Source organism: Veillonella magna DSM 19857, from assembly GCF_000428745.1.
Classification (GTDB): Bacteria; Bacillota; Negativicutes; order Veillonellales; family Veillonellaceae; genus Veillonella_A; species Veillonella_A magna.
Genome location: NZ_AUAN01000009.1, coordinates 77,599 through 104,465, shown reverse-complemented (window position 1 = coordinate 104,465; position 26,867 = coordinate 77,599). Strand labels below are relative to the sequence as shown.

The 26,867-nt window shown below is 44.0% G+C and carries 26 protein-coding genes, 1 riboswitch and 1 other annotated feature; of the genes, 16 read left to right on the top strand and 10 right to left on the bottom strand.

The features are described from left to right. Positions 1-284 (bottom strand): helix-turn-helix domain-containing protein (locus tag G344_RS0104460; protein ID WP_028255157.1); only part of this gene is annotated, 284 nt, incomplete at its 3' end. 694 nt (positions 285-978) lie between these two features. On the opposite strand from G344_RS0104460, the gene serC reads away from it, so the two are divergent. The 4 genes from serC to G344_RS0104440 all read left to right on the top strand — a co-directional run bounded on the left by serC (position 979) and on the right by G344_RS0104440 (position 4,820). Next, positions 979-2,046, top strand: a complete 1,068-nt coding sequence (gene serC, locus G344_RS0104455; protein ID WP_028255156.1) for a 3-phosphoserine/phosphohydroxythreonine transaminase — start codon at positions 979-981, stop codon at positions 2,044-2,046. A 13-nt stretch (positions 2,047-2,059) separates the two neighbouring features. Further along, positions 2,060-3,649, top strand: a complete 1,590-nt coding sequence (gene serA, locus G344_RS0104450; RefSeq protein WP_028255155.1) for a phosphoglycerate dehydrogenase — start codon at positions 2,060-2,062, stop codon at positions 3,647-3,649. Between the two features lie 48 nt (positions 3,650-3,697). After that, positions 3,698-4,336, top strand: coding sequence for a histidine phosphatase family protein (locus G344_RS0104445; RefSeq protein ID WP_028255154.1), 639 nt, complete (start codon positions 3,698-3,700; stop codon positions 4,334-4,336). Positions 4,337-4,523: 187 nt separating this feature from the next. Continuing rightward, positions 4,524-4,820: a DUF1294 domain-containing protein gene (locus tag G344_RS0104440; RefSeq protein WP_028255153.1), complete on the top strand. Its 297-nt coding sequence runs from the start codon at positions 4,524-4,526 to the stop codon at positions 4,818-4,820. A 126-nt stretch (positions 4,821-4,946) separates the two neighbouring features. On the opposite strand, the gene G344_RS0104435 is transcribed toward G344_RS0104440, so the two are convergent. Beyond that, the gene (locus G344_RS0104435; protein ID WP_028255152.1) at positions 4,947-5,447 is read right to left on the bottom strand and encodes a GNAT family N-acetyltransferase; all 501 of its coding nucleotides are present in this window, start codon (positions 5,445-5,447) and stop codon (positions 4,947-4,949) included. 155 nt (positions 5,448-5,602) lie between these two features. Further along, complete coding sequence (locus G344_RS0104430) at positions 5,603-7,003, bottom strand: amino acid permease (protein WP_051245750.1); 1,401 nt, start codon at positions 7,001-7,003, stop codon at positions 5,603-5,605. 238 nt (positions 7,004-7,241) lie between these two features. On the opposite strand from G344_RS0104430, the gene fusA reads away from it, so the two are divergent. From fusA to G344_RS0104415, 3 genes are all read left to right on the top strand, one after another. Beyond that, on the top strand, positions 7,242-9,311 hold the full coding sequence (gene fusA, locus G344_RS0104425) for an elongation factor G (protein WP_028255150.1): 2,070 nt from the start codon (positions 7,242-7,244) through the stop codon (positions 9,309-9,311). Positions 9,312-9,537: 226 nt separating this feature from the next. Further along, on the top strand, positions 9,538-10,008 hold the full coding sequence (locus tag G344_RS0104420) for a NanQ anomerase/TabA/YiaL family protein (protein ID WP_028255149.1): 471 nt from the start codon (positions 9,538-9,540) through the stop codon (positions 10,006-10,008). Then, a complete protein-coding gene (locus G344_RS0104415) occupies positions 10,008-10,904 on the top strand; it encodes a DMT family transporter (RefSeq protein ID WP_028255148.1) in 897 nt (298 codons plus the stop codon). The genes G344_RS0104420 and G344_RS0104415 overlap by 1 nt, the downstream gene beginning before the upstream one ends. 320 nt (positions 10,905-11,224) lie before the next feature. Here the strand turns inward: G344_RS0104415 and G344_RS0104410 are convergent, their stop codons facing one another. Then, positions 11,225-12,406, bottom strand: coding sequence for an MFS transporter (locus tag G344_RS0104410; protein ID WP_028255147.1), 1,182 nt, complete (start codon positions 12,404-12,406; stop codon positions 11,225-11,227). 387 nt (positions 12,407-12,793) lie between these two features. Here G344_RS0104410 and G344_RS0104405 point away from each other — a divergent pair, with 387 nt between their 5' ends. The 6 genes from G344_RS0104405 to G344_RS0104380 all read left to right on the top strand — a co-directional run bounded on the left by G344_RS0104405 (position 12,794) and on the right by G344_RS0104380 (position 17,648). Beyond that, positions 12,794-13,690, top strand: coding sequence for a pirin family protein (locus G344_RS0104405; protein WP_028255146.1), 897 nt, complete (start codon positions 12,794-12,796; stop codon positions 13,688-13,690). Between the two features lie 61 nt (positions 13,691-13,751). Beyond that, positions 13,752-13,858, top strand: a riboswitch (TPP riboswitch). A 146-nt stretch (positions 13,859-14,004) separates the two neighbouring features. Then, on the top strand, positions 14,005-14,208 hold the full coding sequence (thiS, locus tag G344_RS0104400; protein ID WP_028255145.1) for a sulfur carrier protein ThiS: 204 nt from the start codon (positions 14,005-14,007) through the stop codon (positions 14,206-14,208). Positions 14,209-14,210: 2 nt separating this feature from the next. Further along, positions 14,211-14,906 (top strand): sulfur carrier protein ThiS adenylyltransferase ThiF, encoded by a 696-nt coding sequence (gene thiF, locus G344_RS0104395; protein WP_083963063.1) that lies wholly within the window; start codon positions 14,211-14,213, stop codon positions 14,904-14,906. Positions 14,907-14,968: 62 nt separating this feature from the next. Then, positions 14,969-15,772 carry a thiazole synthase gene (locus tag G344_RS0104390; protein ID WP_244869489.1) on the top strand — a complete coding sequence of 268 codons (804 nt, stop codon included), beginning with the start codon at positions 14,969-14,971 and terminating at the stop codon, positions 15,770-15,772. A gap of 12 nt (positions 15,773-15,784) precedes the next feature. Beyond that, the gene (gene thiH, locus G344_RS0104385) at positions 15,785-16,993 is read left to right on the top strand and encodes a 2-iminoacetate synthase ThiH (protein ID WP_028255142.1); all 1,209 of its coding nucleotides are present in this window, start codon (positions 15,785-15,787) and stop codon (positions 16,991-16,993) included. A gap of 46 nt (positions 16,994-17,039) precedes the next feature. After that, positions 17,040-17,648, top strand: coding sequence for a thiamine phosphate synthase (locus G344_RS0104380; RefSeq protein WP_169718810.1), 609 nt, complete (start codon positions 17,040-17,042; stop codon positions 17,646-17,648). 59 nt (positions 17,649-17,707) lie between these two features. On the opposite strand, the gene G344_RS0104375 is transcribed toward G344_RS0104380, so the two are convergent. The 6 genes from G344_RS0104375 to rbsK all read right to left on the bottom strand — a co-directional run bounded on the left by G344_RS0104375 (position 17,708) and on the right by rbsK (position 23,085). Next, complete coding sequence (locus G344_RS0104375; protein WP_028255140.1) at positions 17,708-18,133, bottom strand: hypothetical protein; 426 nt, start codon at positions 18,131-18,133, stop codon at positions 17,708-17,710. Between the two features lie 240 nt (positions 18,134-18,373). Then, positions 18,374-19,279 (bottom strand): ribose ABC transporter substrate-binding protein RbsB, encoded by a 906-nt coding sequence (gene rbsB, locus G344_RS0104370; RefSeq protein WP_028255139.1) that lies wholly within the window; start codon positions 19,277-19,279, stop codon positions 18,374-18,376. A gap of 14 nt (positions 19,280-19,293) precedes the next feature. Further along, positions 19,294-20,229 (bottom strand): ABC transporter permease subunit, encoded by a 936-nt coding sequence (locus G344_RS0104365; RefSeq protein ID WP_028255138.1) that lies wholly within the window; start codon positions 20,227-20,229, stop codon positions 19,294-19,296. 3 nt (positions 20,230-20,232) lie between these two features. Next, on the bottom strand, positions 20,233-21,714 hold the full coding sequence (locus tag G344_RS0104360) for a sugar ABC transporter ATP-binding protein (protein WP_028255137.1): 1,482 nt from the start codon (positions 21,712-21,714) through the stop codon (positions 20,233-20,235). Positions 21,715-21,779: 65 nt separating this feature from the next. Beyond that, positions 21,780-22,193, bottom strand: coding sequence for a D-ribose pyranase (gene rbsD / locus G344_RS0104355; RefSeq protein WP_028255136.1), 414 nt, complete (start codon positions 22,191-22,193; stop codon positions 21,780-21,782). A gap of 1 nt (position 22,194) precedes the next feature. Then, positions 22,195-23,085: a ribokinase gene (gene rbsK, locus G344_RS0104350; protein WP_028255135.1), complete on the bottom strand. Its 891-nt coding sequence runs from the start codon at positions 23,083-23,085 to the stop codon at positions 22,195-22,197. A 319-nt stretch (positions 23,086-23,404) separates the two neighbouring features. After that, positions 23,405-23,657: a binding site (T-box leader), on the top strand. Between the two features lie 64 nt (positions 23,658-23,721). Here rbsK and G344_RS0104345 point away from each other — a divergent pair. Genes G344_RS0104345 through G344_RS0104335 form a run of 3 tightly spaced genes read left to right on the top strand, consistent with a single transcriptional unit; the run spans position 23,722 to position 26,726 of the window. Further along, entirely contained in the window at positions 23,722-25,197 is a 1,476-nt protein-coding gene (locus G344_RS0104345) for an energy-coupling factor ABC transporter ATP-binding protein (protein ID WP_028255134.1), read from the top strand. 36 nt (positions 25,198-25,233) lie between these two features. Beyond that, on the top strand, positions 25,234-26,043 hold the full coding sequence (locus G344_RS0104340; RefSeq protein WP_028255133.1) for an energy-coupling factor ABC transporter ATP-binding protein: 810 nt from the start codon (positions 25,234-25,236) through the stop codon (positions 26,041-26,043). Beyond that, the gene (locus G344_RS0104335; protein WP_028255132.1) at positions 26,043-26,726 is read left to right on the top strand and encodes an energy-coupling factor transporter transmembrane component T; all 684 of its coding nucleotides are present in this window, start codon (positions 26,043-26,045) and stop codon (positions 26,724-26,726) included. Before G344_RS0104340 ends, G344_RS0104335 begins: the two co-directional genes overlap by 1 nt. The last annotated feature ends 141 nt before the right edge of the window (positions 26,727-26,867 follow it).

Genomic DNA, 26,867 nt, shown 5'->3' with positions numbered 1-26,867 from the left:
TCAATAGCACCGGCCTTCAAGGTATTGAAAGAACCTTTTCTAGATGCTTCGTAACTGCCCTGACCACGATCGGCCAAGTACATGAGTACTGATGTACCTTGCTTGATTTGTACTACGGTGCCACGTTTGATTTCAGTATGAATCGTTGTTCTAGAACGACCAAGTGCTTTGGCAATGGCTGATTTCGAGACATTAGCCTGCAGCTGCTTTTCAATGTAGAAACGTTCTTCATACGAAAGGTGTTTGTTTGTACGCAATGATGTGTTATGATTAGTGTAGTCCATAGTGATACCTCGTGTGTTGGTCTAGTTTTGTTACTTTAATCATAACACGGCGTAGTCACTATGGATTTTTTATGTGTTCAGTTTCATTTTACAATTAACCAGTAGTTTCTGGTATAGAAAGGGATGCAAAAAATTTTTCTTGCACTTTTGGAGAAATTCATTTATAATGCGTATATAAAATATACATGTGTCTATTTAAGATAGATGTGTACAGATATTGTAAATTGGCGATGATGGAGAAGGAATTTCCTCACGTTTTCAGAGAGGCAACGGGTGGTGCGAGTTGTCAATGTTCAGTTATTCTTCCGCTCCTGAGATGAAGGCGAAGAGTCTTTCGGGTATGCCCGTTATAGCTGTTTAAAGATGGCCGTAAGGCAATTTGGGTGGTATCGCGGGTGCTCTCGTCCCTTAGAGGATGAGAGCCTTTTTTAGTATGCGTTACGTTAGGCATCAGTCATAGGATCAATCATAGGTATGATGAGGTATAACTGATTATGACTTGATGAAGAGTATCGCTACGATGATAAGCTGCTGTTATATTGCTCTTATTTCCTTACGTGTTAACTTGGGTGGCACCGCGAGAAAAGAGAAGCTCGTCCCATGGGACAGCTTCTCTTTTTGTGTTTAGGGATGTATGTTATCTGTTAAGATTAGAAAAATTATTTGATATGTAGTACTAGAGTAGGAGGACACTATGAAGCGAGTATATAATTTTAACGCTGGCCCATCGCCAATGCCTTTAGAGGTACTGGAAGGATTAAAAGAGGATCTTACGGATTTTCGTCAGACCGGTATGGGGATTACGGAGATCTCTCACCGCTCTAAGGAATTTCAGGTTATGTTGGATGAGACGAAGGCATTGGTACATCATCTAACGGGGCTTGATGATTCCTATAAAGTTGTATTCGTTCAAGGCGGCGGTACGATGCAGTTTATTATGACGGCCATGAACTTTCTTCACTGTAAGGGTGCCTATGCAGATACAGGTGTTTGGACAACGAAGGCAATGAAAAATGCCTCTTATTATGGTACCGTGTATGAAGCGTCTTCATCAAAAGATAAGCAGTATTCGTATATTCCGAAGACAGTGAAGCTAGAAGCGGATACGGATTATTTGTATTTGTGCGCTAATAATACAATTTACGGTACGGAGTATCAAGCGTTTCCTCGTGTAGAAGTGCCGATGATTGCGGATATGTCCTCTAACATGTTATCCAGAACTTATGATTTTACAAAATTTGATTTGGTGTGGGCAGGGGTTCAAAAAAATTTGGGAGCGGCCGGAACGGCTTTAGTGATCGTGAAGGAATCACTGCTGGAGCGAGCCCGGACGGATATTCCAGAATTTTTCCGTTATGAAACATATGTGAAATCCGATTCTACGTATAATACACCGCCGGTATTTTCTATTTATACGGTGAATCGAACATTACAGTGGTTAGAAAAATTGGGTGGCCTTACAGCAATGGAGGCTCTTAATCGAAAAAAGGCAGCAGAAATTTATGCTGTAATCGATGGCAGTGAAGGTTTTTATCGAGGCCATGCGGTAAAAGAGGATAGAAGTCGAATGAATGTGACGTTTACATTAGAAACTCCTGAGCTGGAGGCGGAATTTGTAGAGCAAGCAAAGGCACATGGTTTTATAGGATTGAAAGGTCACCGTCTGGTAGGTGGTTTACGGGCATCATTATATAATGCAGTTACGTTAGAGGCAGCGGAAGCGTTGGCTATGTTTATGAAAGAATTTCAGAATAATCATTGAGGAGGAGATTCAAATGGAAAAAATATATATTACACAGGATGTAGCTAAGGAAGCTAAGGAGTTATTGGAAAAAGAATATACGGTTGTTATTGGTAAGAATTTGGCCGAGGATGAATTGTGTGAAATTATAGGCGAGTACGATGGCATTATTACACGCAGTCAGACGAGAATAACGAAAAAGGTTATTGAAGCGGCAGATAATTTAAAAGTTATCGGCCGAGCCGGCGTAGGTATTGACGGTATTGATCTTGAAGCGGCTACGCGCCGAGGGATTACGGTGGTGAATACGCCGGAATCGAATACAATTGCTGCGTGCGAGCATGCTATTGCGCTGATGCTTTCGGTGACACGTTGCATTCCTCAGGCCCATCAATCGATTCAAGAAGGGCGTTGGGATCGAAAAAGTTTTACAGGGATTCAATTGTTGGATAAAACGGTAGGGATTATCGGTGTAGGCCGAGTTGGTTCCAATGTAGCCAAACGGTTACAGGCGTTTAACATGCGCACCATCGGTTACGATCCATATATTACAGAGGAGCGCGCTAAGGAGTTGGGTGTGGAGTTGGTTGATTTGGATACGCTTTTAGGCGAATCGGATTATATCACCTTGCACACGCCGCTTACGGAAGAAACACGAGGAATGATTGGTGCTGCCGAAATCGCCAAAATGAAAGACGGTGTTCGTTTGATTAATGCAGCTCGCGGGGCCATTGTAGATGTAAAGGCTTTGGCAGAGGCCTTGGCCAGTGGTAAGGTGGCGGCAGCCGGTATTGATGTGTGGGCATCGGAACCTTTGCTTCCGGAAAATAATCCGTTTATTACTATGACGAATGTAGCATTAACGCCTCATATCGGAGCTTCTACAAAAGAGGCTCAAGCCGGGGTAGCGACGGATGTAGCATTAGGTGTTCGACAGGTGTTACATGGTGAACCGGTGGCTACGGCGGTCAATGCATCGCCTATTACAAAGGCAACGTTACGAGTGATTCAACCTTATTTTGATGTATGTGAACGTATCGGCCATATTGCGATTGATTTAGCAGGCGGACGTATTTCCGGTATTGCCGTAGAATATACGGGGGAACTGGCAGAAACGGAGACGGCACCGCTGACAACGGCTATACTCAAGGGGTTGTTATCGCCGGTATTACAACAACCGGTGAACTTTGTAAATGCCCGCGGTATTGCTAAGGAACGCCATATTGATATTCGAGAAACGAAGACGGCTCGAGGACGGTATTATACGAATACGGTCACATTGACTATTGAAACCAATGCGGGCAGTCATCAGGTAACGGCTACATTATTTGATCGTAAGGAAGCCAAAATTGTGGCACTGGATCATTTCCGCGTTGATTTGGAACCTAAGGGTTGTTTTATTGTAGCTCCTCATGAGGATAAACCGGGAATGATCGGTCAGGTGGCAACGGTACTGGGCGGTGCTCATATTAACATTAACAGTATGCAAGTAGGTGCATCGAATGCCAAGGGGGTTAATGTTATGGCAGTCGGTGTTGATAAGGATATTCCTACGGCGATTATTCCGGCGTTGCTTAATATTGAAGGTATTCAAGACGTGAAGATCATTCATTGCGAACATTGATGTCCGCGCTCTCTTGTATGTGCTAAGTACAGTAGATAAGGAGGTACTATGCTTCGAATTATATTGGTTCGTCATGGTGAAACGAAGTGGAATATTGAAGGACGCTTTCAAGGACAGGTGGATACGGAGTTATCAGAACGTGGTATTGCGCAAGGCCAACGGGCAGCGATTGCTTTGGCGGAGGTGCCCATTGATGCAGCTGTTGCCAGTCCTTTGCAGCGATCTTATTTGACGTGTAAGATGGCGGCAGATAAGCACGGAATAGCAGTACGTAAGGATGATCGGTTATTAGAAATTTCCCATGGTCTGTGGGAAGGGAAGCTGGCTGATGATGTAGCTAAGACCTACGGATATGAATTGGCTTTATGGCGAACGGAACCGGAGAAAGTGACAATGCCGGAAGGTGAATCATTGGAGGATGTGCGGATTCGAGTGCGTGCTGCTTTTGATGAATACACGAGGACCTATGACGGGCAAACGCTGTTGGTTTGCGCTCATGATGCAGTGAATAAAGCAATTATCTGTGATTGCATGGGGTTGTCCGTTGCCCATTTCTGGCAGATCAAACAGGATAATGCATGTATCAATGTTTTGGAGTACGATGAAGGAACGTGGAGAATTGTCACGTTAAATGCTACCGCACATATAGGGTATCTAATCAGTGGTATTGAGCAAAAAGGGTTATAGTCATACTCTAGGCTGAGGAAGAGTTAATAGGGGCTGAGCAATTTTTGCTCAGCCCCTATTTATGTAAATAAAAGCCTTCGAAAAATTTGTGGATATGTAGTTTAGTTGCCATAGTAAAAAAGGGACGGCCCATACATATCATGTAACATATGGTATAATGATTACACTATCTAAAAGGAGTGTATATATGTTTACGATTAACAATGAAATCCATCAGTGGATTCTCTTCTATGCGGCAGGTGTTAATCTATTGGCCTTAGTTGCGTATGGATGGGATAAATATTGCGCTATTCACCATAGATGGCGAGTTTCTGAAATAATGCTTTTGGTATTGGCGGCCATAGGAGGAAGTGTAGGTGCTATTATGGGAATGCGAATCTTCCATCATAAGACACTGCACTGGAAATTTCGAATTGGTGTGCCTCTGTGTTTGATGCTTCATTGCCTGCTTTTGATTTGGCTCAATATACATCATATTATATAAAAAACGGTTACAAGATATTTTTTATCTTATAACCGTTTTTTGCCCTGCATGTACTTGTGCTTTACTGGGGAAACATAGAGTATAGGCAAGTTTGATGATGTCTGATTTCGGCGGAGAGTAGTTGTATTATTGATTTTCGGGAAAGTCTATGGTCATGTTGTACCATGTAGAGCCACCGTGTGTTGATTGCGCAAGACCTTCATTGATATAGCTGAATTGCTCATAGAAAGGAATGCGCTCTTTTTTACAGGTCAGCGTCAGACGTTTCTTTTTATTCATGCGAGCTATTTCGATAAAGGCGTGCATAAGGCGTACAGCAATTCCTTGATGCTGATACTCGGGATGTACGGCTAAACTAAATACCATTTGTGTAGGTGCTTGATCATCATGTAATGCGGTAGAGTGAAACAGATCATCGGTAATATGTGGTTGCTGGGTTACGCATCCGTTAATAAAACCGACGATAGTTGTATCAAGACAGGCTACCAGAAATGTATGCGTAAATAGCTTTTGACGTTCTCGAATACTTTCTAAAGGGGCAGCTTCGGTTGATGAAAAGCAGAGCTTTTCTATGTAGGCGATGGTTTCACAATCCTCTGGCATGGCCGGGCGAATAAGTAGTGACATGACAAACTCCTTATATGATAACTAAGTACGAATGATAGATACTCTATAAATTTATAATAAGAATAGCAAACATAAAAATAGGGGCTGTTAGGAACATGCATCATGTTCTTACAGCCCCTTTATTGTATCATATGACAATAATGGTTTGGAAACTATTATTTTTTTATCGTTCGTCGGCTTTTAATACGATAGGTAATGTATAAAAAGAGTACCCAGAACGGTAGAATAATTACGGATGTTCTCATGGAATCCATGAACCACATGACACCGACCATCGTAAGCAAGAAGGCAATGCAGAAGTAATTGCTTACCGGATATAGCAGCGATTTAAATTTTAATTCATTTAAACGGCCTTCTCGCGTGAAAGTACGACGGAATTTCATATGCGTTACAACGATGACGAACCAGCTGATAATAAGGCCGGCTACAACAAGCGCCAATAAATGCATGAAGACTTCGCCCGCACTTGGATATAGGTAGGTCATCAAGACGATGATGAGAGCGATAGCCGATGAAAACAGCGTTGCAATAAGCGGTACACCGCGAGCGCTGAGATAGCCAAACAGCTTTGGTGCATTGCCCTCCCGAGCCAGACCATACAGCATACGAGAGTTACTATATAAGATGCTGTTGAATACGGATAAGGCCGCTACCAATACTACGAGATTTAAAATATTGGCCGCTGCGGGAATACCGATGTCTTGGAAGATTTGAACAAACGGACTGGCAGTAAGGCCTACTTTGTCCCACGGAGACAGGGTCATGAGGACAACCATAGTGCCGATGTAGAAAATCAAAATGCGAAGGAGCAATTCGTTGATGGCACGAGGCAAGCTTTTTTCCGGATCTTCGGCTTCACCGGCGGTAATGCCGATGAGTTCGACACCGCCGAAGGAAAACATAACAACGGCCAATGAGCAAAGGAAGCCCCAGCTACCGTTAGGAAAGAAGCCGCCGTTATTCCAAAGATTACTGAAGTTTTGCGGGAACGGTCCCATGTGAGCAAAGATGAGATAGAAGCCAAAGAGTATCATACTTACGATGGCTGCAATTTTTATAAAGGATGCCCAGAATTCAACTTCGCCGTAGGCTTTTACATGGACAAGGTTGACGGAGGTAATGATGACAATGCATAGCAGTGTGCTCAGCCATTGCGGCAGTCCGGGAAACCAAAATTGTAAATAGACGGCAATGGCAGCTAGTTCTGCCATTCCGGCCAGCATGTACAGTGTCCAATAATTCCAACCGGCCAGATAGCCGACGAAGCCATTCCAATATTTATTGGCAAAGTAGCTGAAGGAACCGGACACCGGTTCACGTACGGACATTTCACCGAGCATGCGCATGACGAGAAAAATAAAAATGCCTGCCAACAAATAGGAGATAATAATACCGGGGCCGACGAGCTTGATGGTTGGTGCGGATCCATAAAATAATCCGGTGCCGACAGAAGCGCCGAGGGCAATCATTTGCATGTGGCGATTTTTTAAACCTCGTTTCATATGCTTGTTTGTTGACGAATCTTGCGGAGATACGTCGTTAGTTACGTCTTTCATAGATTGAGTCCTCCCTTGTTTCGGCACATCATGTGCCATTACTGTATCTCTTAGCAGTATATCACATATACTAGACAGTTGTCTTTGTAATTTGAAGGCACTTTTACAGGGGTATTATGCCAAAATGTTAAAATTCAAAATTTGTATAATTGTTATGAAGGATTTTAATAGTAAGGCATAGAATTAACTACAGTAATGACAATTGCGTGGGTTCTACGCTTTGAAGGAGGCGGTTTGTATGAAAGAATATGCAGGTGATTTAATCCGTAATGTGGCAGTTGTGTCCCATGACGGAGCAGGTAAGACGGCTCTTGTAGAAACATTACTGTTGGCTTGCGGAGCAGTAGCTTCCGTTGGTAAGGGACAAGATAATAAGCATATTATGGACTTTGAACCGGAAGAAATTAAACGCAATGTAACCATCCAGTTGGGAATGGCACCATGTGAATGGAAGGATCATAAAATTAATTTTATTGATACACCGGGCTATTCCGAATTTCACGGAGAAGTGCGCGCGGCCTTGCGTGCTTCGGATGGTATGCTCATGGTATTGTCGGCGACATCCGGCGTAGAAGTAGACACGGTTCGTGCATGGGATTATGGCGTAGAACTGCAGATGCCGAGGATGGCTTTTATTAACAAGATGGACATGGAAGGAGCCGATTTCTTCGGAATTTTGGAAAAAATGCGCGAATTATTCGGTAAGGCTGTCATGCCATTGCAGGTACCTATCGGTGAAGGACCGGATTTTAAAGGCGTTGTGGATGTGGCTAAGCGCACAGCTTATGTATATGACAACGGTAAGATGACAGAAATTCCGGTACCGACAGAACTGGCCGATAAAGTAGAAGAAATTCGCGAAATGACGGTAGAAGCTGCTGCCGAGGGTAATGACGAATTGCTGGAAAAATACTTGGACGGTGAAGAGTTATCGTTGGAAGAAATTCGCCAGGGACTTAGAGAAGGTATGATTACCGGTCGTGTATGTCCTGTTATGTGTGGTAGTGCAGCTATGAATATCGGTATGGATCAAGTACTGGACCGTATGATTCGCTACATGCCGGATGCTACTAAACGAGTTATGACGGCAGAAGATGTAGACTCGGGAGAACAAAAAATTGTTCATGTGGACAAGCCGTTTACAGGTTTTGTCTTTAAGACGATTCTCGATCCTTTCGCGGGTAAGCAAAGTTTTGTTCGCGTGTTCTCCGGTGAATTAAAAGAAGGGGACAAGCTTCTTAATGTAACCCAAGGGGTAGAAGAAAAATGGGGCAAGATGTATACGCTTATCGGGAAGCAGCAAGTACCGGTTACGGAAGCCGGCGCAGGAGATATTGTTGTCATTCCTAAATTGGCTGCATCAAAGACGGGTGATACCTTTGCTACACCGGAGTTCAAGGTAAAGTATCGTCAAATTCGATTCCCGCAGCCACTGCTTACAGTAGCTATGGTTCCCGAAAAGAAGGGGGACGAAGAAAAGTTAGCCTCGGCTTTGCAGAAAATTGGCGAAGAAGATTTAACATGTGTAGTTGTGAAGGATGTAGAAGGTCGTCAGATGCAGGTAAAATGCATGGGTGAAGTACATCTGGAGCACATTATGAATAAGATGGAACGCAAATACGGTGTGAAAGCAAAATTAGAAAAACCGTATATTCCGTATAGAGAAACGATTCGCGGCAGTGCCGAAGTGGAAGGCAAGCATAAGAAACAAAGCGGGGGCCACGGTCAGTACGGTCACGTTAAGATTAGCGTAGAGCCGTTATATGATGGTACGGATTTTGAATTTGTAGATAAAATTTTCGGCGGTGCTGTTCCGAAACAGTATATTCCGGCCGTAGAAAAAGGTGCTAAGGAAACGTTGGACAAAGGCTTAATTGCCGGCTATCCGATGATTGGCGTACGGGTTACCTTGCTTGACGGATCGTATCATTCCGTGGATTCGTCGGAACTTGCTTTCAAGGTAGCCGCTGCGCAGGCATTAAAGAAAGCTATTCCAGAAGCTAAGCCGGTCTTGTTGGAACCGGTATATGAAGTAAACGTTATTGCGCCGGATTCTTTTATGGGCGATATCATGGGTGACTTGAACAGTCGTCGCGGTCGCGTGCTTGGTATGGAACAGGGTGAACGGGAAGGTATCACCATTGTTAAGGCACAAGTACCGTTTGCGGAAATGTTGGATTATGTAACAGTGTTGCGCTCCATGACGCAAGGACAGGGCGTATTTAATATGACGTTTAGCAGTTATGAAGAAGTACCCCATAAATTAGCAGAAGCAATTATCGCAAAGTATGAAGCGAAGGAAGAATAGCAGTATATAGTAAGGAAGGCCCCGTATATAGGGAGCAAAAGCAGATTGGATGAATGCTTTTCAACTTATATGCGGGGCCTCTTATTATGTGGGAAGTATGTGGAAAGAAGGAAAAAGGAAAGAGACGACGGGCTTTCGGTTGCCCTTTAGGGGGAGGGATGGTATAGTAGAGGAAATATTGTAGTTGTGAGCGGCAGTGCTCGGTAGTAGGAACGGAGGATGTGCGATGATATTCGGAACATTGGACATAGATTTTACACAGTTTCATTTACCCAAGGCGTTAGAAGAAGCGTTAACATTTTTAAAGGAACATGACTTTATGGCGATGGAACCGGGGCGTGTTGGTATTGATGGAGAGCGGATGTATGCTAATGTAGATGCCGTATCGACGCGACACCTGACAGATACAAAACCGGAACAGCACAAGCGTTACATTGATGTACAGTTCATGGTACAAGGGCATGAGCGCATTGGCTTTGCCTGTGACCGAGGACAGGCAGCGCCGACGGAGGCTATGCCGGAACGGGATTTATGGTTTTATGATACGACGCTGACTGATGAAGGTGTACTCGATTTGCGTGAAGGCTGCTATGCCATCTTTTTCCCGGAAGATATTCATCGTCCGTTAATGGCGATTGATGATACACCGCAGGCGGTTCGCAAGGTAGTCGTTAAAGTGAGTGTGGAGGCATTGTAGTGGATAGGAATACGTTGATTGGTATTGCATTGACGTTATTAGGTGGTATCCTATGGGGATTCTCGGGGATTTGTGCCCAGTTTATTCAGCAACAACGGGGAATTACTCCGGAATGGCTGTTGGTTGTACGCTTGTTGTCAGCCGGTGCCATAACGGTATTCTATGTTTTTTTTCGTATGCGAGGGACGATGTTTCGGATTTTTAAAAGTCCAAAGGATACGGCCAAGCTGTTAGTCTTCGGCATTTTGGGGATGGCATTGTGCCAATATTCCTATTTCCGATCTATTTTTTATGCCGGTGCCGGTATCGCCACGGTATTACAATATTTGGCGCCGGCTATGATTATCATATACATGTCGGTAGTCCATCGTGTAAAACCCAGCTGGGGAGAAGGCATCAGTGTATTATTGGCTACCGTAGGTACGGCACTAATTGCGCTGCACGGTGACTTTTCAAAGTTGAATATTAACGAAGCCGTGCTTTTCTGGGGATTATTATCAGCGGTGGCAGTAGCTATATACAGTGTACAGCCGGTACAAATTTTAAGAACCTATGGGACCGGGCCGGTTGTAGGATTGGCGATGATGGCCGGAGGAATTTTGGCATATGGTGCATGGCCTCTTCATGAAGTGCCGGGAACATGGGACATGTGGACATTCGGAGCCTTATTTGGCATTGTTATTTTAGGAACAGTGGTGTCCTTTAACGCCTATTTGGAAGGTGTGCGCCGTATCGGTGCCGTGCGGGGTTCGGTATTATCTTCTATTGAACCAATTTCGGCAGCGTTGTTGGGATGGTTAGTATTGGGAAATACGTTTGTTACATCGGATATGATTGGTTTTGTTATGATTTTGTCCACTATATTTATATTGGCCAATGAAAAGAAAGCAAACTAAACATACGGTGACAATAAGAATACAAGAAAATTAAGAATATAGGAAAATGAAAAGTGGTGTCTGTTCTTGTAACGGTAAGTCAGCATGTATGCATGACGTTATGTACAAGATAGACACCACTTTTTTGTATAAAGAAAAGACAGAATAGTTTTATGAGAAGTCAGAGAGCAATAGATTATAAAGGCTATTTTATGTATCTTTAGTAGGATGAAAGCAAAGGGTAAATCATAAAAATTATTTTGATGCGGTATGTGAATAGAGTTTTTGATGCGCTGTGCGAGTAGAGTAAAAAAAGTTGTTGGCTATAGGCATATACGGTATTATGACCGGATGCGTAGGAATACCCATAATGCATTTAACATAAAGAGAATCCCCGTCGCCCAGAAGAGAAAGGTGAAGCCAAACCAAGCCATGAGTGAAGCACCGCCGATGGATCCCAGAAAATAACCGAAGAATTGCATGGATTGATTATAGGAAAACACTTGGCCGGAATATTGCTTCGGTGTATGAGAAGAAATGTAGGTATTAAGGGCGGGTAGGAGTCCGCCTAATCCTAAGCCAAGAAGAAAACGCAACAAGCCCAGTTGCCATACATCGGTGACATAGGCCTGGGGGATATGAAGAAGTCCTACGTATAACAAAGCGATGATAAGAACTTTGCGAGGACCGACGCGATCGATAAGGCGACCTAAGAAGGAACTGCTCATCATTTGAGCGAAGCCTGTTGCCGAGAATACAAGCCCTGCCAATAATGCCAAATGTTCTGTAGCCGGTGGCACGATGTCACGCACATACACAGTGATGATTGGCTGCAGGGACATAAAAGCTACGGCATAGATAAAGGAAGAGACGGAAATAATAACGAGCTGTTCAAAAGAGTCCAGTTTATGACGCAACTCGGAGAATCCTTGCTTTTCTACCGTAGGCTGCGGCGTAAAATTTTCGTGGATAAAAAACAGCGTCATTAATGTGGAAACGCAAAGCAGTGCAGCCGTGATAAAAAAGGTGCTGCGTATACCGAATATGCCGGCTAAGTAACCTCCGATAAGAGGCCCCAGTAAGGCACCGGCTAAGTTGGCGCTAGCTAATAAACCGAGCGCCCAACCGGTATGCTTTTCCGGTGTTTCCGTAGCTACCAATGTAATGGAACCGGAAAAATAGCCCGACACCAAGCCTTGCAATAACCGGACACCTACCAGCTGAATAGGACTGGTTACAAATCCGATCAGTATGTTACAAATCATCATGCCAAAGCCGGCACGGAGGAGAATAATTTTTCTGCCTTTACGATCGGCTAGCTTGCCCCAAAAGGGAGCGGATAAAGCAACGACTACATGGGTAATCCCCATGGCCCAACCGGACCAAACGGCAATATCCTTGGAACTTTCCATCCCCAGCTCGTGTAAATAAATCGGTAAAATAGGGGCTAGTTGACTGATGCCCGTTGATGCCAGAAAAGCACCGAATAAACAGATATAGACGGTGCGTCTCCATGGTTCCATAGCTAATCACTTCCTTACTATTGTATGTATTGTATTTTACAGTCGATACAGACTATGATATGTCATCTCGTTTCAGAGTGTATTCCTGCTCTATAGCTATTATACGATGAAAACTATTAGGGAATAAATAGTTTCCTATAAAAGAATGCCGCTAAAAGAGAGGCATTAAGATATAACGTAAAGGTGATATTGATTGTAGATGTATGGCGCTGTTGTTGAAATACTTGAGTTATAGGATATCCTACAGAAAAATAAAACTGTAAGTATATAAAAGTTGACTACGATATAAAAATATAGTATTATAATGGCAAGTTAAATACATCGAATATTATCGATATAAAAGAAGACGACATTATTCATGTCGAAAAGAGGAAGGAATGATAGAATATGAATAAAGAAATTAGAAACGTAGAGGAAATTATCAGAGGCAACGGATATCATTGGGTAGGTAACGGATTTAAAGTAAATCAGTTGTTGCCGGCAGCTGTATACGGTCGTGATATGCGTAGATACTCTCCGTTTTTGTTGATGGATTATAATGCGCCTACTATATTCCCGGGCACAGAAGACGAAGTTGGTGTAGGTGCCCATCCGCATCGTGGTTTCGAAACAGTTACTTTTGCTTTCGAAGGCAAAGTAGAGCATCATGACAATCGAGGTAATCATGGTGTTATCGAGCCCGGTGATGTGCAGTGGATGACTGCCGGTGCCGGCATTCTGCACAAGGAGTATCATGAAAAAGAATATGCCAAACAGGATCGTCCGTTTCATATGTTGCAACTGTGGGTGAACTTGCCTATTGAACATAAGATGGCGACACCGGGATATCAAGCCTTGGAAGCTAATCAGATGGGAACGGCAACAATCGGTGATGATGGTAAGGATGGTGAGGCCATTGTGGTAGCCGGAGAAGCATTCGGTGCTAAAGGACCGGCGCATACGTTCACACCGATGAATGTATATCGACTCAAAGTAGCACCGGGGAAAACGGTAACGGTACAGGAACCGGAGAACTATCATCTGTTAATGCTCACCATTTACGGCACAGCCACATTGAATGCTAATGAAACAGTAAAGCAAGGAGAGCTTGCAGTATTTGCCGATGAGGCCGGTCAAATTACAATCACAGCTGGTGAAGAAGGGGCAGAACTCATCGTCCTCAGCGGTGAGCCGATTAATGAACCGATTGTAGCAGCCGGTCCGTTTGTAATGAATACACAGGCAGAAATTCGTCAGGCTGAAAAAGATTTCTACGATGGAAAATTCGGTACGTGGAATTTCTAAGAAATGTTTCAGTCATAATTTACTTGACAATAGTATAATGCAAAGCGTATGATTACGTTGTAAAAATAATAAGGGGAGCTTGTGTGACAGGCTGAGAGGAAGCTAAAGACTTCGACCCGCAAACCTGATTTGGGTAATGCCAACGTAGGGATTATATGATGAAGATTTGCGGGAATAGGTAGATGACCTATTCCCCTTTTGTTTTTTCAATTGAATTATAGGAAGACCATGTGATTGAACAGAGTTCATGAAGGGGGACACCACCGCGGGTGTCATCCTTTGTGAACTCTTTTTTAGAAAGGAGGAAATATGGTATGGTAAGGCTTTTGGTAAATGGTAATAGTGTAGAAATCGCGGAGCCAATATCGTTGGCACATTGGTTAGAAAGCAAAGGCTATGGGATTAAAACTGTTGCTGTAGAGCTTGATGGTACTATTGTAGGGCCTGAAGCATATGAAGCTATAATACTGAGTGATGGTATGCAGATAGAAGTTGTTAGTTTTGTTGGCGGTGGATGATAATGGAAAAAAATGAACAGAAGACAGATTTTAGTAGTATAAACTCATGGCCACCTTTGGAAACAGAGGAGAATGACGTACAACATTTGTGGCAGGCTTTATGTAGTCGTCATGGTAGAGACGTGCAGGAACAATTAGCCAAGGCACATGTGGCAGTTGCCGGATTGGGAGGATTGGGATCAAATATTGCCGTTCAATTAACTCGTATTGGTGTAGGCAAATTAACATTGCTTGATTTTGATCGGGTAGATATTACAAATTTAAACAGACAGCATTATTTTTTACAACACGTAGGGCAGTATAAAACGGAGGCACTGCGTAAAATTTTAGCGATGATTAATCCCGGCATACAAATTACTTGTATTACCGATAGATTGACCCCGTCTACGGTGATCCCTTATTTACAAGAGTCGACGATTGTTTGCGAAGCGTTTGATGTGGCAGATCAAAAAGCAATGTTGGTGAGAGAGATCCGTCGACAATTACCGGAAATAACTATTGTGTCAGGTAATGGTATGGCCGGATACGGGAGAACAAATGATATGTGTGTAAAACGTTTAGGAACTCATTTATATTTATGTGGCGATGGGTATAGCGGGATCGAAGGAAAAAATTCCGTCATGGCGCCAAGGGTTGTATTATGTGCTTCACAAATGGCTAATGTGGTGACATCTATTGTACTGGGAGGAAAACCGTGAGGTAGGAGAAAATATAAGTTAAACCGGTAAAAGATGTAGAAGAAGGAGGTAAAGGCGTAGGTATGAAAGAAGATACACTGATGACAGCAGAACAGAATGGACAAAATGATGAATGGTATTTGGGCGACCATCGATTTTCATCACGGTTTGTTTTAGGCTCGGGTAAGTTTTCATTACCCTTAGTACAAGCTGTAACGGAAGCAGCTGAGGTAGAATTGATTACCTTGGCTTTACGGCGGACAAATGAAGGAGGTGTTGCTAATATTTTAGAGTATATACCGTCAACAGTGGGTATAGTGCCTAATACATCGGGTGCACGTAATGCAGAAGAGGCTGTGCGGATTGCTCGTTTGGCTCATCGTATTTGTCACACACCGTTTATTAAAATTGAAATCATGAGGGATAGCCGTTATCTATTACCGGATAACCAAGAAACTGTGAGAGCAACAGAACAGCTGGCGAAAGAGGGATTTGTAGTTATGCCTTATATGTTTCCCGATTTGACAGTAGCAAGAGATTTAGTGCAGGCAGGGGCGGCGTGTGTAATGCCTTTGGCAGCACCGATTGGTTCTAATAAAGGGCTTATTAATAAAGAATGGATTCAATTGTTAGTAGACGAGCTTTCAGTACCGATTATTGTGGATGCCGGTATAGGAAAACCGTCGGAAGCATGCGCGGCTATGGAGATGGGGGTTACGGCTATTATGGCTAATACAGCTATTGCCACAGCGAAGGATATTTCCGGAATGGCTAAGGCATTTAATATGGCCATTCAAGCCGGGCGTAGGTCGTATTTATCTGGACTAGGGCGCGTACTTGAACGTGGTGGACAAGCATCTTCACCTCTTACGGGATATTTACGATAGTAGGAGGAGAATATGTACGATATAAACAAGACAATTATAAATGATGTAGTACGACAAGCATGGCAGCAGAAACGAAGCGATTCGATGTCATATATAACCGGTATGGAAGTAATTGATGAAACATTGATGCACAAGGTTATATCTGCCAGAGAGATATATAGCCCAAAAGAATATACCGCCATTGATGTGGAAGAGGCTCTGCAAGTAGACCGTCTGTCATGGAAAAATTTTGGCGCACTACTATCACCGGCAGCAAAGCCGTATTTGGAGGCAATGGCTCAGCGGGCTAAGGCTGTAAAAGAAGCGTACTTCGGAAATGGCATACAGATTTTTACCCCGTTATATTTATCGAATTATTGTGAAAACTATTGTGTGTATTGCGGGTTTAATTGTCATAATACAATTAAGAGGGCAGCACTCAATCGTGATGAAATTGAACGAGAAATGCAGGCTATTGCCTCTACCGGCCTACAGGAGATTTTATTACTTACCGGTGAGAGCAGATCCATGTCGGATATTTCCTATATTAGTGAAGCATGCCAAATAGCCAGAAAGTATTTTCGGGTTGTTGGACTTGAAATATATCCGGTAAACAGTGAAGAGTATGCATTATTACATCAGTGCGGTGCTGATTATGTAACGGTATTCCAAGAAACGTATGACAGCCTAGTATATGAACAGTTACACCTTGCTGGTGCCAAACGCATATTCCCCTATCGTTTTCATGCACAGGAAAGAGCTTTGCGTGGAGGGATGCGTGGAGTAGGATTTGCAGCGTTGCTAGGATTAGCTGACTTTAGAAAAGACGCATATGCTACAGGGATTCATGCTAGAATGTTGCAACAAGCCTATCCGCATGCGGAAGTTGCTTTTTCATGTCCACGCTTACGGCCTATAAAAAATAATACATCAATAACTGCTACAGGTATTGGCGAAGCAGAGCTATTACAGATTGTGTGTGCATATCGTTTATTTATACCTTCCGCATCTATTACGGTATCAACACGGGAGTGTGCTCGTGTGCGGAATGCGATGGCAAGCATTGCAGCGAATAAATTGTCCGCCGGTGTAAGCACTGGAATAGGGACTCATAGTGAAAAGACAAATCATGATGGGGATGCACAATTTGAAATTGCCGATGGACGATCTGTTTCTGAAGTATGCGCAGATTTAGAAAAGCTAGGCTTGCAGCCGGTGCCGGTGGACTATATATATGTTTAAATTAACTGCATGTCAAGATGATTGTAGGACTACACTTCCATGGATAGTGATTACTGACAGACATTGTGCGGAACAACCGCTAGCGTTACAAATTGCTGATCTTTGTAAGGTGTATACACCACAAGCTATTATTGTTAGAGAGAAAGATGTAACCGGTCAAGTATATGAAAAAATATGGCAATCGATTTCTTCGGTGGCGAATAAGAAAAAAATTTCAGTACTCATGCACAATTACCCTGATCTAGCAATAAAAAATGATGCTGTTGGCGTACATATGCCGTTGATGTCCTGGTTGAGGTGGAGAAAGAATGCGCCAAGTGAAGCTCAACGATTATGTAGTAGACCAAAGAATCATAAGTTTGGTGGTGTCGGTGTTTCCGTTCATTCTGTAGAGGAAGCATTGATAGCCGAAGCTTCCGGTGCTAACTACATAATAGCAAGTCCCGTATTCCCTACTTCCTGTAAACCGGATGCACAGCCATTGGGTTTAGAAGGATTGGCGGCTATTTGTCATGCAGTTGGTTGTCCGGTATATGCCTTAGGAGGTTTGCGGCTGAATGACATACGTCAAGAAATGTTAGTACAGGCTGGAGTGACCGGTTATTGTGTGAGGTCGGCAGCTATGAACTTTTCAGTAAAACCTCAGTTAAAATGAAGAAAATTGCTATATGACTGAAGGCGGAACATCTAAGTTAACTGTTATAAAGGATAACTTTATTTTTTTCTTCTTAGTAGGTTAACATATTGAGGAATATGAGAAAGCCCGTGCAGTGCGCCGATGGAAATAAAAATATAGGCGGCGTATTGATGCCATAGTATAAGCTGAGCTTTTACGACGGATTTTGGGATTCCGAATACAGTAATAACCGATTTTGGAAAGAAAGCGGCGCCCAGTACAAACGCTAAAGAAAGAGCTAAGGATCCCCAGAATAGGAGGCGTATCGTATGTTTGACGCGTGCTTCCGGTACCCGTAGAAGACGGAACCAGTTATATTGTGTTAGTAGGTGAACGACGATAAGTGCAAGAAATATATAGGCTGTGGTTTTATGGAACGATTTGCCAATATCGATGCCCTGCCATAATAGTGGTAGACAGAGTGCACAAAGTCCGGCACTGATGTAACGAATGTAGTTTTTCATAAAGAACCTCACTTGAGATAATAATAGAAATCTATTTCTGCAATCAGTATAGCGCATGGATGATGAGCCAATAATGAATTATACTGGGAAGAGAGTGATATACGACATTATATCACACTCCAGTGATATATAGACTAAAAGGTGTGACCGGATAAAAAAGGAACCGACGAACAATGCGTTCGTCGGTTCCTTTTTTGTCTATATGCAAGTCATAGGTATGTTATCGATAGATGACGGATGTTATTTCGTCACTACTTTTAAGTCAACCGGGATTTTGGCATCTACTTTTTCGCCTTTCAATACCTTGCTGGCTGTATCGACAGCAATTTTACCCATCAATTCCGGTTGCTGTGCAATAGTAGCACCTAATGCGCCGTCCTGTACGGCTTTCTGGCCGTCCTCCGTGCCATCGAAGCCTACGATAAAGATTGTTTTACCCGCAGATTTGGCAGCCTGGATAGCGCCGAGAGCCATTTCGTCATTCTGTGCGAAGATTGCTTGAATGTCCGGATTAGCCTGTAACATATTAGATGCTACGTTAAGACCCTTCGTGCGGTCGAAGTCAGCACTCTGTTTGGTGAGTACAGTTAATTTCTGATCGGCTACTTTGTGGAAGCCTTCGCCGCGTTCACGTGTAGCGGATGCACCCGGAATACCTTCGAGTTCGGCAACCTTAGCTTTTTCGCCTAATTTTTTAACGATTAAATCAGCGGCCATTTCACCGCCTTTTACGTTATCGGAAGCGATGTGAGCCACTACGGTTCCCTTATCGGTGGAGCGGTCAAGAGTGATTACCGGAATGTTTTTCTTGTTAGCGGCTTCTACGGACGTAGAAATTGCAGCTGAGTCTACTGGGTTAACAATGAGAAGGGATACGCCGCCTTCTAAAAGGTCGGAAATGTCGTTGGCCTGTTTAGCCGGATCATTTTGCGCATCAACGATTTTTACCTTCATACCAAGTTTAGCAGCTTCGTCTTCTACCCCTTTTTTGATAGATACGAAGAACGGATTATTTAATGTAGAAATGGAAAGACCGATGGTGCCGCCTTTTTTTTCGGCATTACCACTGTTGCTATTGGAACCGCAACCGGCTACCATAACAACGATAGCAAGGGCTACCGCTAATAACGTGAATAATTTTTTCATTGTAACTATACCTCCTAGGCTTTTTTGCGATCGGCAAGAACTGCCAACAGAATAACAATACCTTTTACGACTTGCTGGTAAAAGCTGGATACGTCAAGAATATTCAGCCCGTTATTTAATGTACCGATAATAAGAGCACCGATGAGGGTACCTACGATGTGACCTTTCCCGCCGGCAAGGCTGGTGCCACCGAGAACTACGGCTGCAATGGCATCAAGCTCGTAACCCATACCGGCAGTCGGTTGGGCAGAGTTAAGGCGCGATGTGATGATAGCCCCGGCTAATGCGCTGAGAAAGCCCGTTAAAGCGTACGCAAAAATCTTGATGCGGTTGATATTAATGCCGGCAATGAAACTTACCTTTTCACTACCCCCAACAGCATAGGTACGGCGACCGAGAGATGTTTTTTGTAAAATAAACCATAAAATAAGGAAAGACACGAACATAGTAATAGCCGGTACCGGTAAGCCAAGTAAATTTCCTTGGCCAAAGGAGTGAAAGGCTTCGCTTTGCGTCAGTCCGCTAATAGGGTTACCATCGGTAAATACGAGGGTAGCGCCGCGATAGATAGTCATAGTAGCCAAGGTAGCGATAAATGGTGCTACTTTACCATAGGCAATGACAAGACCGTTGATACCACCGAGGATGATACCGATACCACCGGCTGCGAAGATAGCAGCGATCGGATCCATACCACCAACGATGAAATCGGCCATCAAAGCGCTGGCTAAAGCTAACATGGAACCAACCGACAAGTCGATGCCGCCGGTAAGAATAACAAAAGTCATGCCAAAAGCGATAATGGCGTTAATAGAAACCTGGCGTAATAGGTTTTTTAAATTAGAAAATTCCAAGAAGCTGGAATTTAAGGATGAAATAATAATAAATAAGAGGATAAGACCGATAAGTGGCCCCATTTTCTTAATAAAAGCAGTTACATTCGTATTCATTGATTATTGGCCTCCTGTTGCAAGTGTCATGATGGATTCGGCAGTAGCGTCAGCGCGATTCAAAATACCGGCTACGCCACCTTCGTGAATGACCATAACGCGGTCGCTCATGCCGAGAATTTCCGGGAGCTCGGAGGAGACCATGATAATGGATACCCCCTGATTGGTAAGCTCGTTCATGAGATCGTAAATATCTCTTTTGGCGCCGATGTCGATGCCGCGCGTCGGTTCATCCATGATAATGATGGATGGCGACAAGCCTATCCACTTGGCGATGACAACCTTTTGCTGATTGCCGCCGGACAAAGAAGAAACAGGCAAGTGTACCGATTGTGTCTTAACACCGAGACGATCGGATAAGTCTTGACTGAAGGAGAGCATTTTTTCGCGATGCATAATGTTGGACGGGCATAAGTGTCCCAAATTAGGCAAAGTTATGTTAGAGGCAATGGAGAAGTCTAAGATTAGGCCTTCGGCTTTGCGGTCTTCGGTGATAAAGGCAATACCGGCTTTGATTGCATCTTCCGGTTTTTTGAGATGTAATTCTTTGCCATGTAAAGTGATGGTGCCGCCATTATGTGCATCGACACCGAAGATGGCACGCATGATTTCCGTACGGCCGGCCCCCATCAAACCGGATACGCCAAGAATTTCCCCTTTGCGCAGGTTAAATGAAATGGGCTCAAAATGACCGATAGGAGAAAGATTCTCTACGGAAAGTACTGTATCACCGGGAATGGTGGTTCGCTCCGGGTAAAATTCATCTATGGAGCGACCGACCATGGCTTTTACTACTTCGTCAACGGAAATATCTCCGATGGGGCAAGTGATGATGGAGTGACCATCACGCATAACCGTAATATCGTCACATTCACTGAAAACTTCTTCCATGCGGTGAGAGATATAGACGATGGCCACACCGCGCTCCTTTAATTTTTTCATCATGGTAAAGAGCGTTTCGGTTTCTCGTTCCGTTAGAGCCGCCGTCGGTTCATCCATAATTACTACCTTGGCATCTAACATGAGAATTCGAAGAATTTCTGTCATTTGCTGTTGACCGACAGAGCATTCACCGGCTTCTTTTTGCAAAGGCAATTCAATATGCATGTCTTCACACATTTTGGTTGCTTCCTTGAGCATAGCCTCTTTGTCGATCATGCCGAAACGCGTTTTCTTCGGACGCATAAGATATAAATTTTCTAATAAGGTTAAATTCGGCCAAATGTTGAGTTCTTGATGAATAAAGGCAACGCCGTTGAGTTCGGCCTCGCGGGCACTGTGGAAAGTGGTTTCCCGGCCGTCGATAGCAATAGTGCCGGCGTCGGCTTTGTGAATACCTACCAGGATATTCATCAAGGTTGATTTACCGGCGCCGTTTTCTCCCATCAGGGCATGAACACGGCCGGCTTTCAGGCATATGTCAACGTCGCGCAGTACTTGGTTGGTACCGAAGGCTTTGGCAATGCCGGACATTGTGATTTCCATGTAAATAAAACTCCAATCCTATAACTTGTATCGTGTGTAGCGGAAGTATTTTTATGGTACGTGTGTTACCGTTCCGGTGCAAAAATACAATCTGCTTGCAAGATAATATTAGAATACGGTGTTGCTTCACCGGTGCGGATAATACATTTGCAATGACGAGTAGCCTCTTTAAATTCCTCATGGCTTGTTATGCGTCGATCAAAACGGTTCACCGGGAAAAGTTCGTCTACGATGGCATAGTTCACGGGATTTTCCGCTTCCATAGGTTCGCCGATATGAATTGCTTCGACACGCATGTGCTTAGCAACGAGGCGGAGCACGTCTGCGAAGGAGGGAACGCCGAAGGTGAGCGCGACATCAATTTTTTGCACTCCTTCCGGTACAGGTAATCCGCAATCTCCGATACAAATAGTATCGGTATGACCGAGGTCAGCCAAAACCTTGGCAATATGACTGTTTAAAATGCCACCTTTTTGCATATTAGTGAGCCTCCTTCATAAATGTTGCTACTTCATCTTCAAAAGGCATTCCTTCTTGAGCACCGAGCTTTTGAATAGATAAGGCGGCAGCTGCGTTACCGTAGCGTATCGCTTGCTCCATGGTTTCGCCGCGGACAATTGCGGCTGCAAAAGCCCCGTTAAAGGTATCGCCGGCACCGGTTGTATCCACCGGTGTAACGGTAAAGCCGGGGACAATCGCAAGTGTCCCCTTATTGTTGTAGCCTACACCGCGCTTGCCTAAGGTAATAAGTAATTGCGGCTTGACGGTTCGAAGAACCTCTTCCTGTGATACCCCGGGATACAACGCAGATAACTCGTGCTCATTAGGAGTCAAGTAGGTTACTTTGTCAAGCCAAGCCGAATTGAGTGAAGCTGCCGGAGCCGGATTGAGCAGCACCGGGATATTAGCGTCGGCACAACGGGTTATGGCATAGCCGATGGTAGCCAAGGGAATTTCATTTTGCAAAAGTACGAGGTCGGCTTTTGCAATGGCCGGCCAAGCATTGTCGACGACGGCTTCATCAACTGTGGCGTTAGCGCCGAGAATAACTATGATACTGTTATCTCCTTCGGCCAAGGTAATATGCGCAGTACCGGTAGGTACTGTGTCACGCCGCACTAAATAAGTCGTATCAATGCCGTACTGTTTTAAATTTTTTAGCATCATGTCTCCGTAAGTATCTTGGCCGATACAACCGACCATAGTGACATGGGCACCGAGTTTAGCTGCGGCTACCGCTTGATTGGCACCTTTACCGCCGGGGGAGGTGTTGAGACCTTCGCCGAGAATAGTTTCGCCTGCCTTCGGTCGCTTGTTTGCCAAGACAGTAAGATCGATGTTGCAGCTGCCGATAACGACGATGTTGTTCATCAGATGATACACTCCGTTCTTATAGTGATGACGGCGATTTGTTACTGGAACGTAGCGCCGCTTATAGATTTTTTGATACTTATTTAAATATAAAATTAAATATTTAAATAAAATTCTACAGTATAGTATATAACAAAATAACGTAGCTGAAAATACATAAGTTAGATAAATCCGTAATTTGTAAGTATCTTGGGTGTGAGGAGCATTTGTAAATGATAAAAGATAACTACATATTAGAGAAAATAGGAAGAGAAGAGGATTAGCGATTAGGTGTTGACGGCAATGAGAAAAGCTGTGTATAATAAGAAAAAACATAGTGATAATATCAACGAACAGGAAGAGTAACCGCGCAAGCTCGGCTACAGCGAGTCGGGGTAGGTGGAAGCCCGATGCAAGAAGGTGCGGCGAATGGACCTGGGAGATGTAGTCCGATCCGTAAGGCTAGGCACTACCGGTAGTCTCTTACCGTTATTTAAGGAGCGCGTATCGCCACAGATGAAGTGGCCGTACGTTGTGAGCCGGGCTGCATAAGCCAATCGGGGTGGCACCGCGGAGTAACCTTCGTCCCTATTTTGTAGGAACGGAAGGTTTTTTTTATACCTAAAATTAGGGTGATAGTGATAAGGAGGCACGTATATGGAACGTGGCAAAGATGTAGCAAAATTAGTATATACCCATGTGCAGGGTGGCCAATTTCGATGGGTAACCGTTAGCACGCTGATGTTGGCTTTGGGAACTATTTTACATTTAGTCAGCCCTAGTGTGGCGGGGGTTACACCGAATTGGACAACCGCTACGTATTGTGTGGCTATTCATTTAACGCGACCTACCTATCGCCAGTCCGTTGGCATTGGGTTGGTAGCTGCACTTATCAATGTGATGACATCAAAATCCGCATTTCCCTACGGTAATCTATTCAGTGAGCCGGCAGGAGCGTTGACTTGCGCGATACTTGTTAGTTTGCTGGGGCGTATGGGATCTTTTAAGTTGGGAAAGTTGGAGTTACTGCCGTTTATTACGGGATTCCTTAGCACGGTGGCATCGGGTGGCGTCTTTGTCACTATTCTTTACTGGGTATTAGGTTTACCGACAGCTGTATATGTAAATGCCATGTGGCCGATGGTTCTTATGGTAAGCTTGTGTAATGGTATTGTAACGCCTCTTCTTTATGTACCGGCAAAGCATCTTTTTGCGCGTCGCGGTTATGTAACGGATAAGATGGGAACTACAGATAGTCATGAGGGCTTGATCATCACACCGGCTCACGATGCAAAGATTTCTATTGAGCACTTTAATTACTACTATACTAAGGCAACGACACCGGCAATTAAAAACATAAACTTGCAGGTTAATGAAGGAGACTTTTTAGTAGTGACCGGCCCGGCAGGTTGTGGGAAGTCCACATTATGTATGGCCATGACCGGAGCGGTGCCGAAATTCTATGGGGGTCGGATGGAAGGCATGGTGTTTGTTAATGGGAAAGCTACGACTCAAGTAGAAATTCCGGATTTAGCTACAGAAATCGGTGTAGTTATGGCCGACTACGATACACAATTGGTAACGATGACGGTTGGTGAAGAAGTGGCGTTTGCTATGGAAAATCGCGGTTACTCGCCGGAACAGATTAAAGAGCGCAGTGCTGCTGTATTTAAACAAGTGGGCTTAGAAGGCATGGAAGAGAGAAAGATTACCAGCTTATCCGGAGGACAGCGGCAACGCTTGGCAATTGCATCGGTATTAGCTACGGATCCATCTATTCTTGTATTGGATGAACCAACCAGTTCGCTTGATCCGGAAGGGACCGCTGAGCTGTATAAATTGGTAGGTACGTTGAACAGAGAACATGGTATTACAGTAGTTGTTATTGATCACGATTTACATGCGGTGTTGCCATATGCTAACCGTTTGGTACTTATGGTGGATGGTGAAATCCGCAGTGATGCGGATGTGCCGACTACGTTACGTTATATGTATGAGCACGATATTTATGTAGATGCCTTGCCTTCCATCTTTGTTACGTATTTACGATTGGAAGCGGCAGGCTATACATTCCCGGCGCCGTGGCTCAGTGTAGCGGCGGCAAAGAAAGGATTGACTTCGGTCGTACATTGATGAGCGGGACCAGAGATACAGATAAAGGAGATATCTATGTTAGAAGTAAAACATCTGCGCTTCGGATACGTGCCGGGCAAGGATATTATGAAAGATGTAAGCTTTACTATCGGTAAGGGTGAATTTATTGCCGTCGGCGGTCGAAATGGTTGTGGTAAGACAACAGTGACGCGTCTTTTAATGGGATTGGAAACACCGGTAGAGGGAACCTTGTATTACAAAGGTGATGATATTACTAAATTATCTCCTTCGGAGCGGGGCCGTTTTATCGGCTATGTGTTCCAACAGCCGGATCGCCAAATGTTTAGACCTACCGTAGCCGAAGAAGTAGCGTTTGGACCAGAGCAGCTTGGTTATACAAAATCGGAAGTAAAGGAGATTACCGAGGATGCACTGGCGCGTACCGGTATCAGTCATTTGGCAAAGTCGTATCCACCATCGCTTAGACGCGGTGAAAAGCAGCGTGTAGCGATTGCGTCGGCGTTAGCTATGAAATCGCAAATCCTTATTTTGGATGAACCGACCAGCGGACAAGATGGTAAGGAAACAAGAGAGATGTTGATACTGCTAGAGGAATTGCGGTCCGCAGGACTTACTATTGTTCTCGTTACTCATGATATGGAAATCATTGCATCACATTGTACGCGAGCCATTATTATGGGTTACGGCACAAAGGCTTTTGACGGCACACCGGAAGAGTTATTCACCAAGAGAGATGACTTATATGAGCTTGGATTGACAAAGCCACCGTGTGTCGAATTGGCACAATCCGTACCGGGCATAGGCTATTGCAAGTCAATGAAGGAATTTGAAGAACGTATGATGGCGCGAAGGGAGGCCCTATAATGAAACAGCTTGTACCGTTTACAAAAATTATTACGACTATGGCGGTTTCTCTGTGGGCAATTATTTTACATACACCGAGTGAATTGGCGGTGCTGTTGATAGCGGAGCTTGTTTTGTTGGCTGTAACAGGCTTGTTGCATACACAATATAAGGTAGTTTTCACACTGGCTGTTTTCGCAATATTTCTAGCAGTTGTGCAATATATTGGCGGAGGTACATTAGAGTCGGCTTATGTAACAGGCTTGCGGATGTTGTGTATGACTATGGTATTCATTGTACTATTGGCGACTACACGGCTACAGGATTTAACGGCGGCATTAGTTACGCAATGTAAAATTCCTTACGAATACGCCTTTATGTTTACGGCAGCTTTGCGCTTCGTACCGGATTTTATTACGGAAAGTAAGGCGGTGCAAGAAGCACAGGCGTGTCGTGGAATGGCAATGAAGGGCAATATAGTTAAACGATTGCAATCCTATGGTTCGGTCATTCAACCGCTGCTTTTAAAATCCTTGGGACGATCGGAAACGATGGCTCTTTCTTTGGAGTTGCGCGGATTTGGCAATAAGAAGCATAGTTTTGTTGCTAAGGTCGGTATGCGCGGTAAGGATTACGCAGTGGTAATAGTGCTGGCTGTGATTACGGTAGCTATCATTGCTTACAGCCGCGGACTTATCGGCTGATGAAATGATAAGAGAAATCGTGGCATGGCTGTAGCAGTTTTATTCTACTGGATAAAGTCGGGTAATAAAATAATATAGAAAGCAAAGAAAACAAGGCGGCAACTCATGTAGGGGATACATGAGTTGCCGCCTTGTTTTCGT

Bases quoted from the DNA above. Each gene is read 5' to 3' on its own strand.
- serC (WP_028255156.1), top strand. From the start codon at position 979: ATGAAGCGAGTATATAATTTTAACGCTGGCCCATCGCCAATGCCTTTA.
- serA (WP_028255155.1), top strand. From the start codon at position 2,060: ATGGAAAAAATATATATTACACAGGATGTAGCTAAGGAAGCTAAGGAG.
- G344_RS0104445 (WP_028255154.1), top strand. From the start codon at position 3,698: ATGCTTCGAATTATATTGGTTCGTCATGGTGAAACGAAGTGGAATATT.
- G344_RS0104440 (WP_028255153.1), top strand. From the start codon at position 4,524: ATGTTTACGATTAACAATGAAATCCATCAGTGGATTCTCTTCTATGCG.
- G344_RS0104435 (WP_028255152.1), bottom strand. From the start codon at position 5,447: ATGTCACTACTTATTCGCCCGGCCATGCCAGAGGATTGTGAAACCATC.
- G344_RS0104430 (WP_051245750.1), bottom strand. From the start codon at position 7,003: ATGAAAGACGTAACTAACGACGTATCTCCGCAAGATTCGTCAACAAAC.
- fusA (WP_028255150.1), top strand. From the start codon at position 7,242: ATGAAAGAATATGCAGGTGATTTAATCCGTAATGTGGCAGTTGTGTCC.
- G344_RS0104420 (WP_028255149.1), top strand. From the start codon at position 9,538: ATGATATTCGGAACATTGGACATAGATTTTACACAGTTTCATTTACCC.
- G344_RS0104410 (WP_028255147.1), bottom strand. From the start codon at position 12,406: ATGGAACCATGGAGACGCACCGTCTATATCTGTTTATTCGGTGCTTTT.
- G344_RS0104405 (WP_028255146.1), top strand. From the start codon at position 12,794: ATGAATAAAGAAATTAGAAACGTAGAGGAAATTATCAGAGGCAACGGA.
- thiS (WP_028255145.1), top strand. From the start codon at position 14,005: ATGGTAAGGCTTTTGGTAAATGGTAATAGTGTAGAAATCGCGGAGCCA.
- thiF (WP_083963063.1), top strand. From the start codon at position 14,211: ATGGAAAAAAATGAACAGAAGACAGATTTTAGTAGTATAAACTCATGG.
- G344_RS0104390 (WP_244869489.1), top strand. From the start codon at position 14,969: ATGAAAGAAGATACACTGATGACAGCAGAACAGAATGGACAAAATGAT.
- thiH (WP_028255142.1), top strand. From the start codon at position 15,785: ATGTACGATATAAACAAGACAATTATAAATGATGTAGTACGACAAGCA.
- G344_RS0104375 (WP_028255140.1), bottom strand. From the start codon at position 18,133: ATGAAAAACTACATTCGTTACATCAGTGCCGGACTTTGTGCACTCTGT.
- rbsB (WP_028255139.1), bottom strand. From the start codon at position 19,279: ATGAAAAAATTATTCACGTTATTAGCGGTAGCCCTTGCTATCGTTGTT.
- G344_RS0104365 (WP_028255138.1), bottom strand. From the start codon at position 20,229: ATGAATACGAATGTAACTGCTTTTATTAAGAAAATGGGGCCACTTATC.
- G344_RS0104360 (WP_028255137.1), bottom strand. From the start codon at position 21,714: ATGGAAATCACAATGTCCGGCATTGCCAAAGCCTTCGGTACCAACCAA.
- rbsD (WP_028255136.1), bottom strand. From the start codon at position 22,193: ATGCAAAAAGGTGGCATTTTAAACAGTCATATTGCCAAGGTTTTGGCT.
- rbsK (WP_028255135.1), bottom strand. From the start codon at position 23,085: ATGAACAACATCGTCGTTATCGGCAGCTGCAACATCGATCTTACTGTC.
- G344_RS0104345 (WP_028255134.1), top strand. From the start codon at position 23,722: ATGGAACGTGGCAAAGATGTAGCAAAATTAGTATATACCCATGTGCAG.
- G344_RS0104340 (WP_028255133.1), top strand. From the start codon at position 25,234: ATGTTAGAAGTAAAACATCTGCGCTTCGGATACGTGCCGGGCAAGGAT.
- G344_RS0104335 (WP_028255132.1), top strand. From the start codon at position 26,043: ATGAAACAGCTTGTACCGTTTACAAAAATTATTACGACTATGGCGGTT.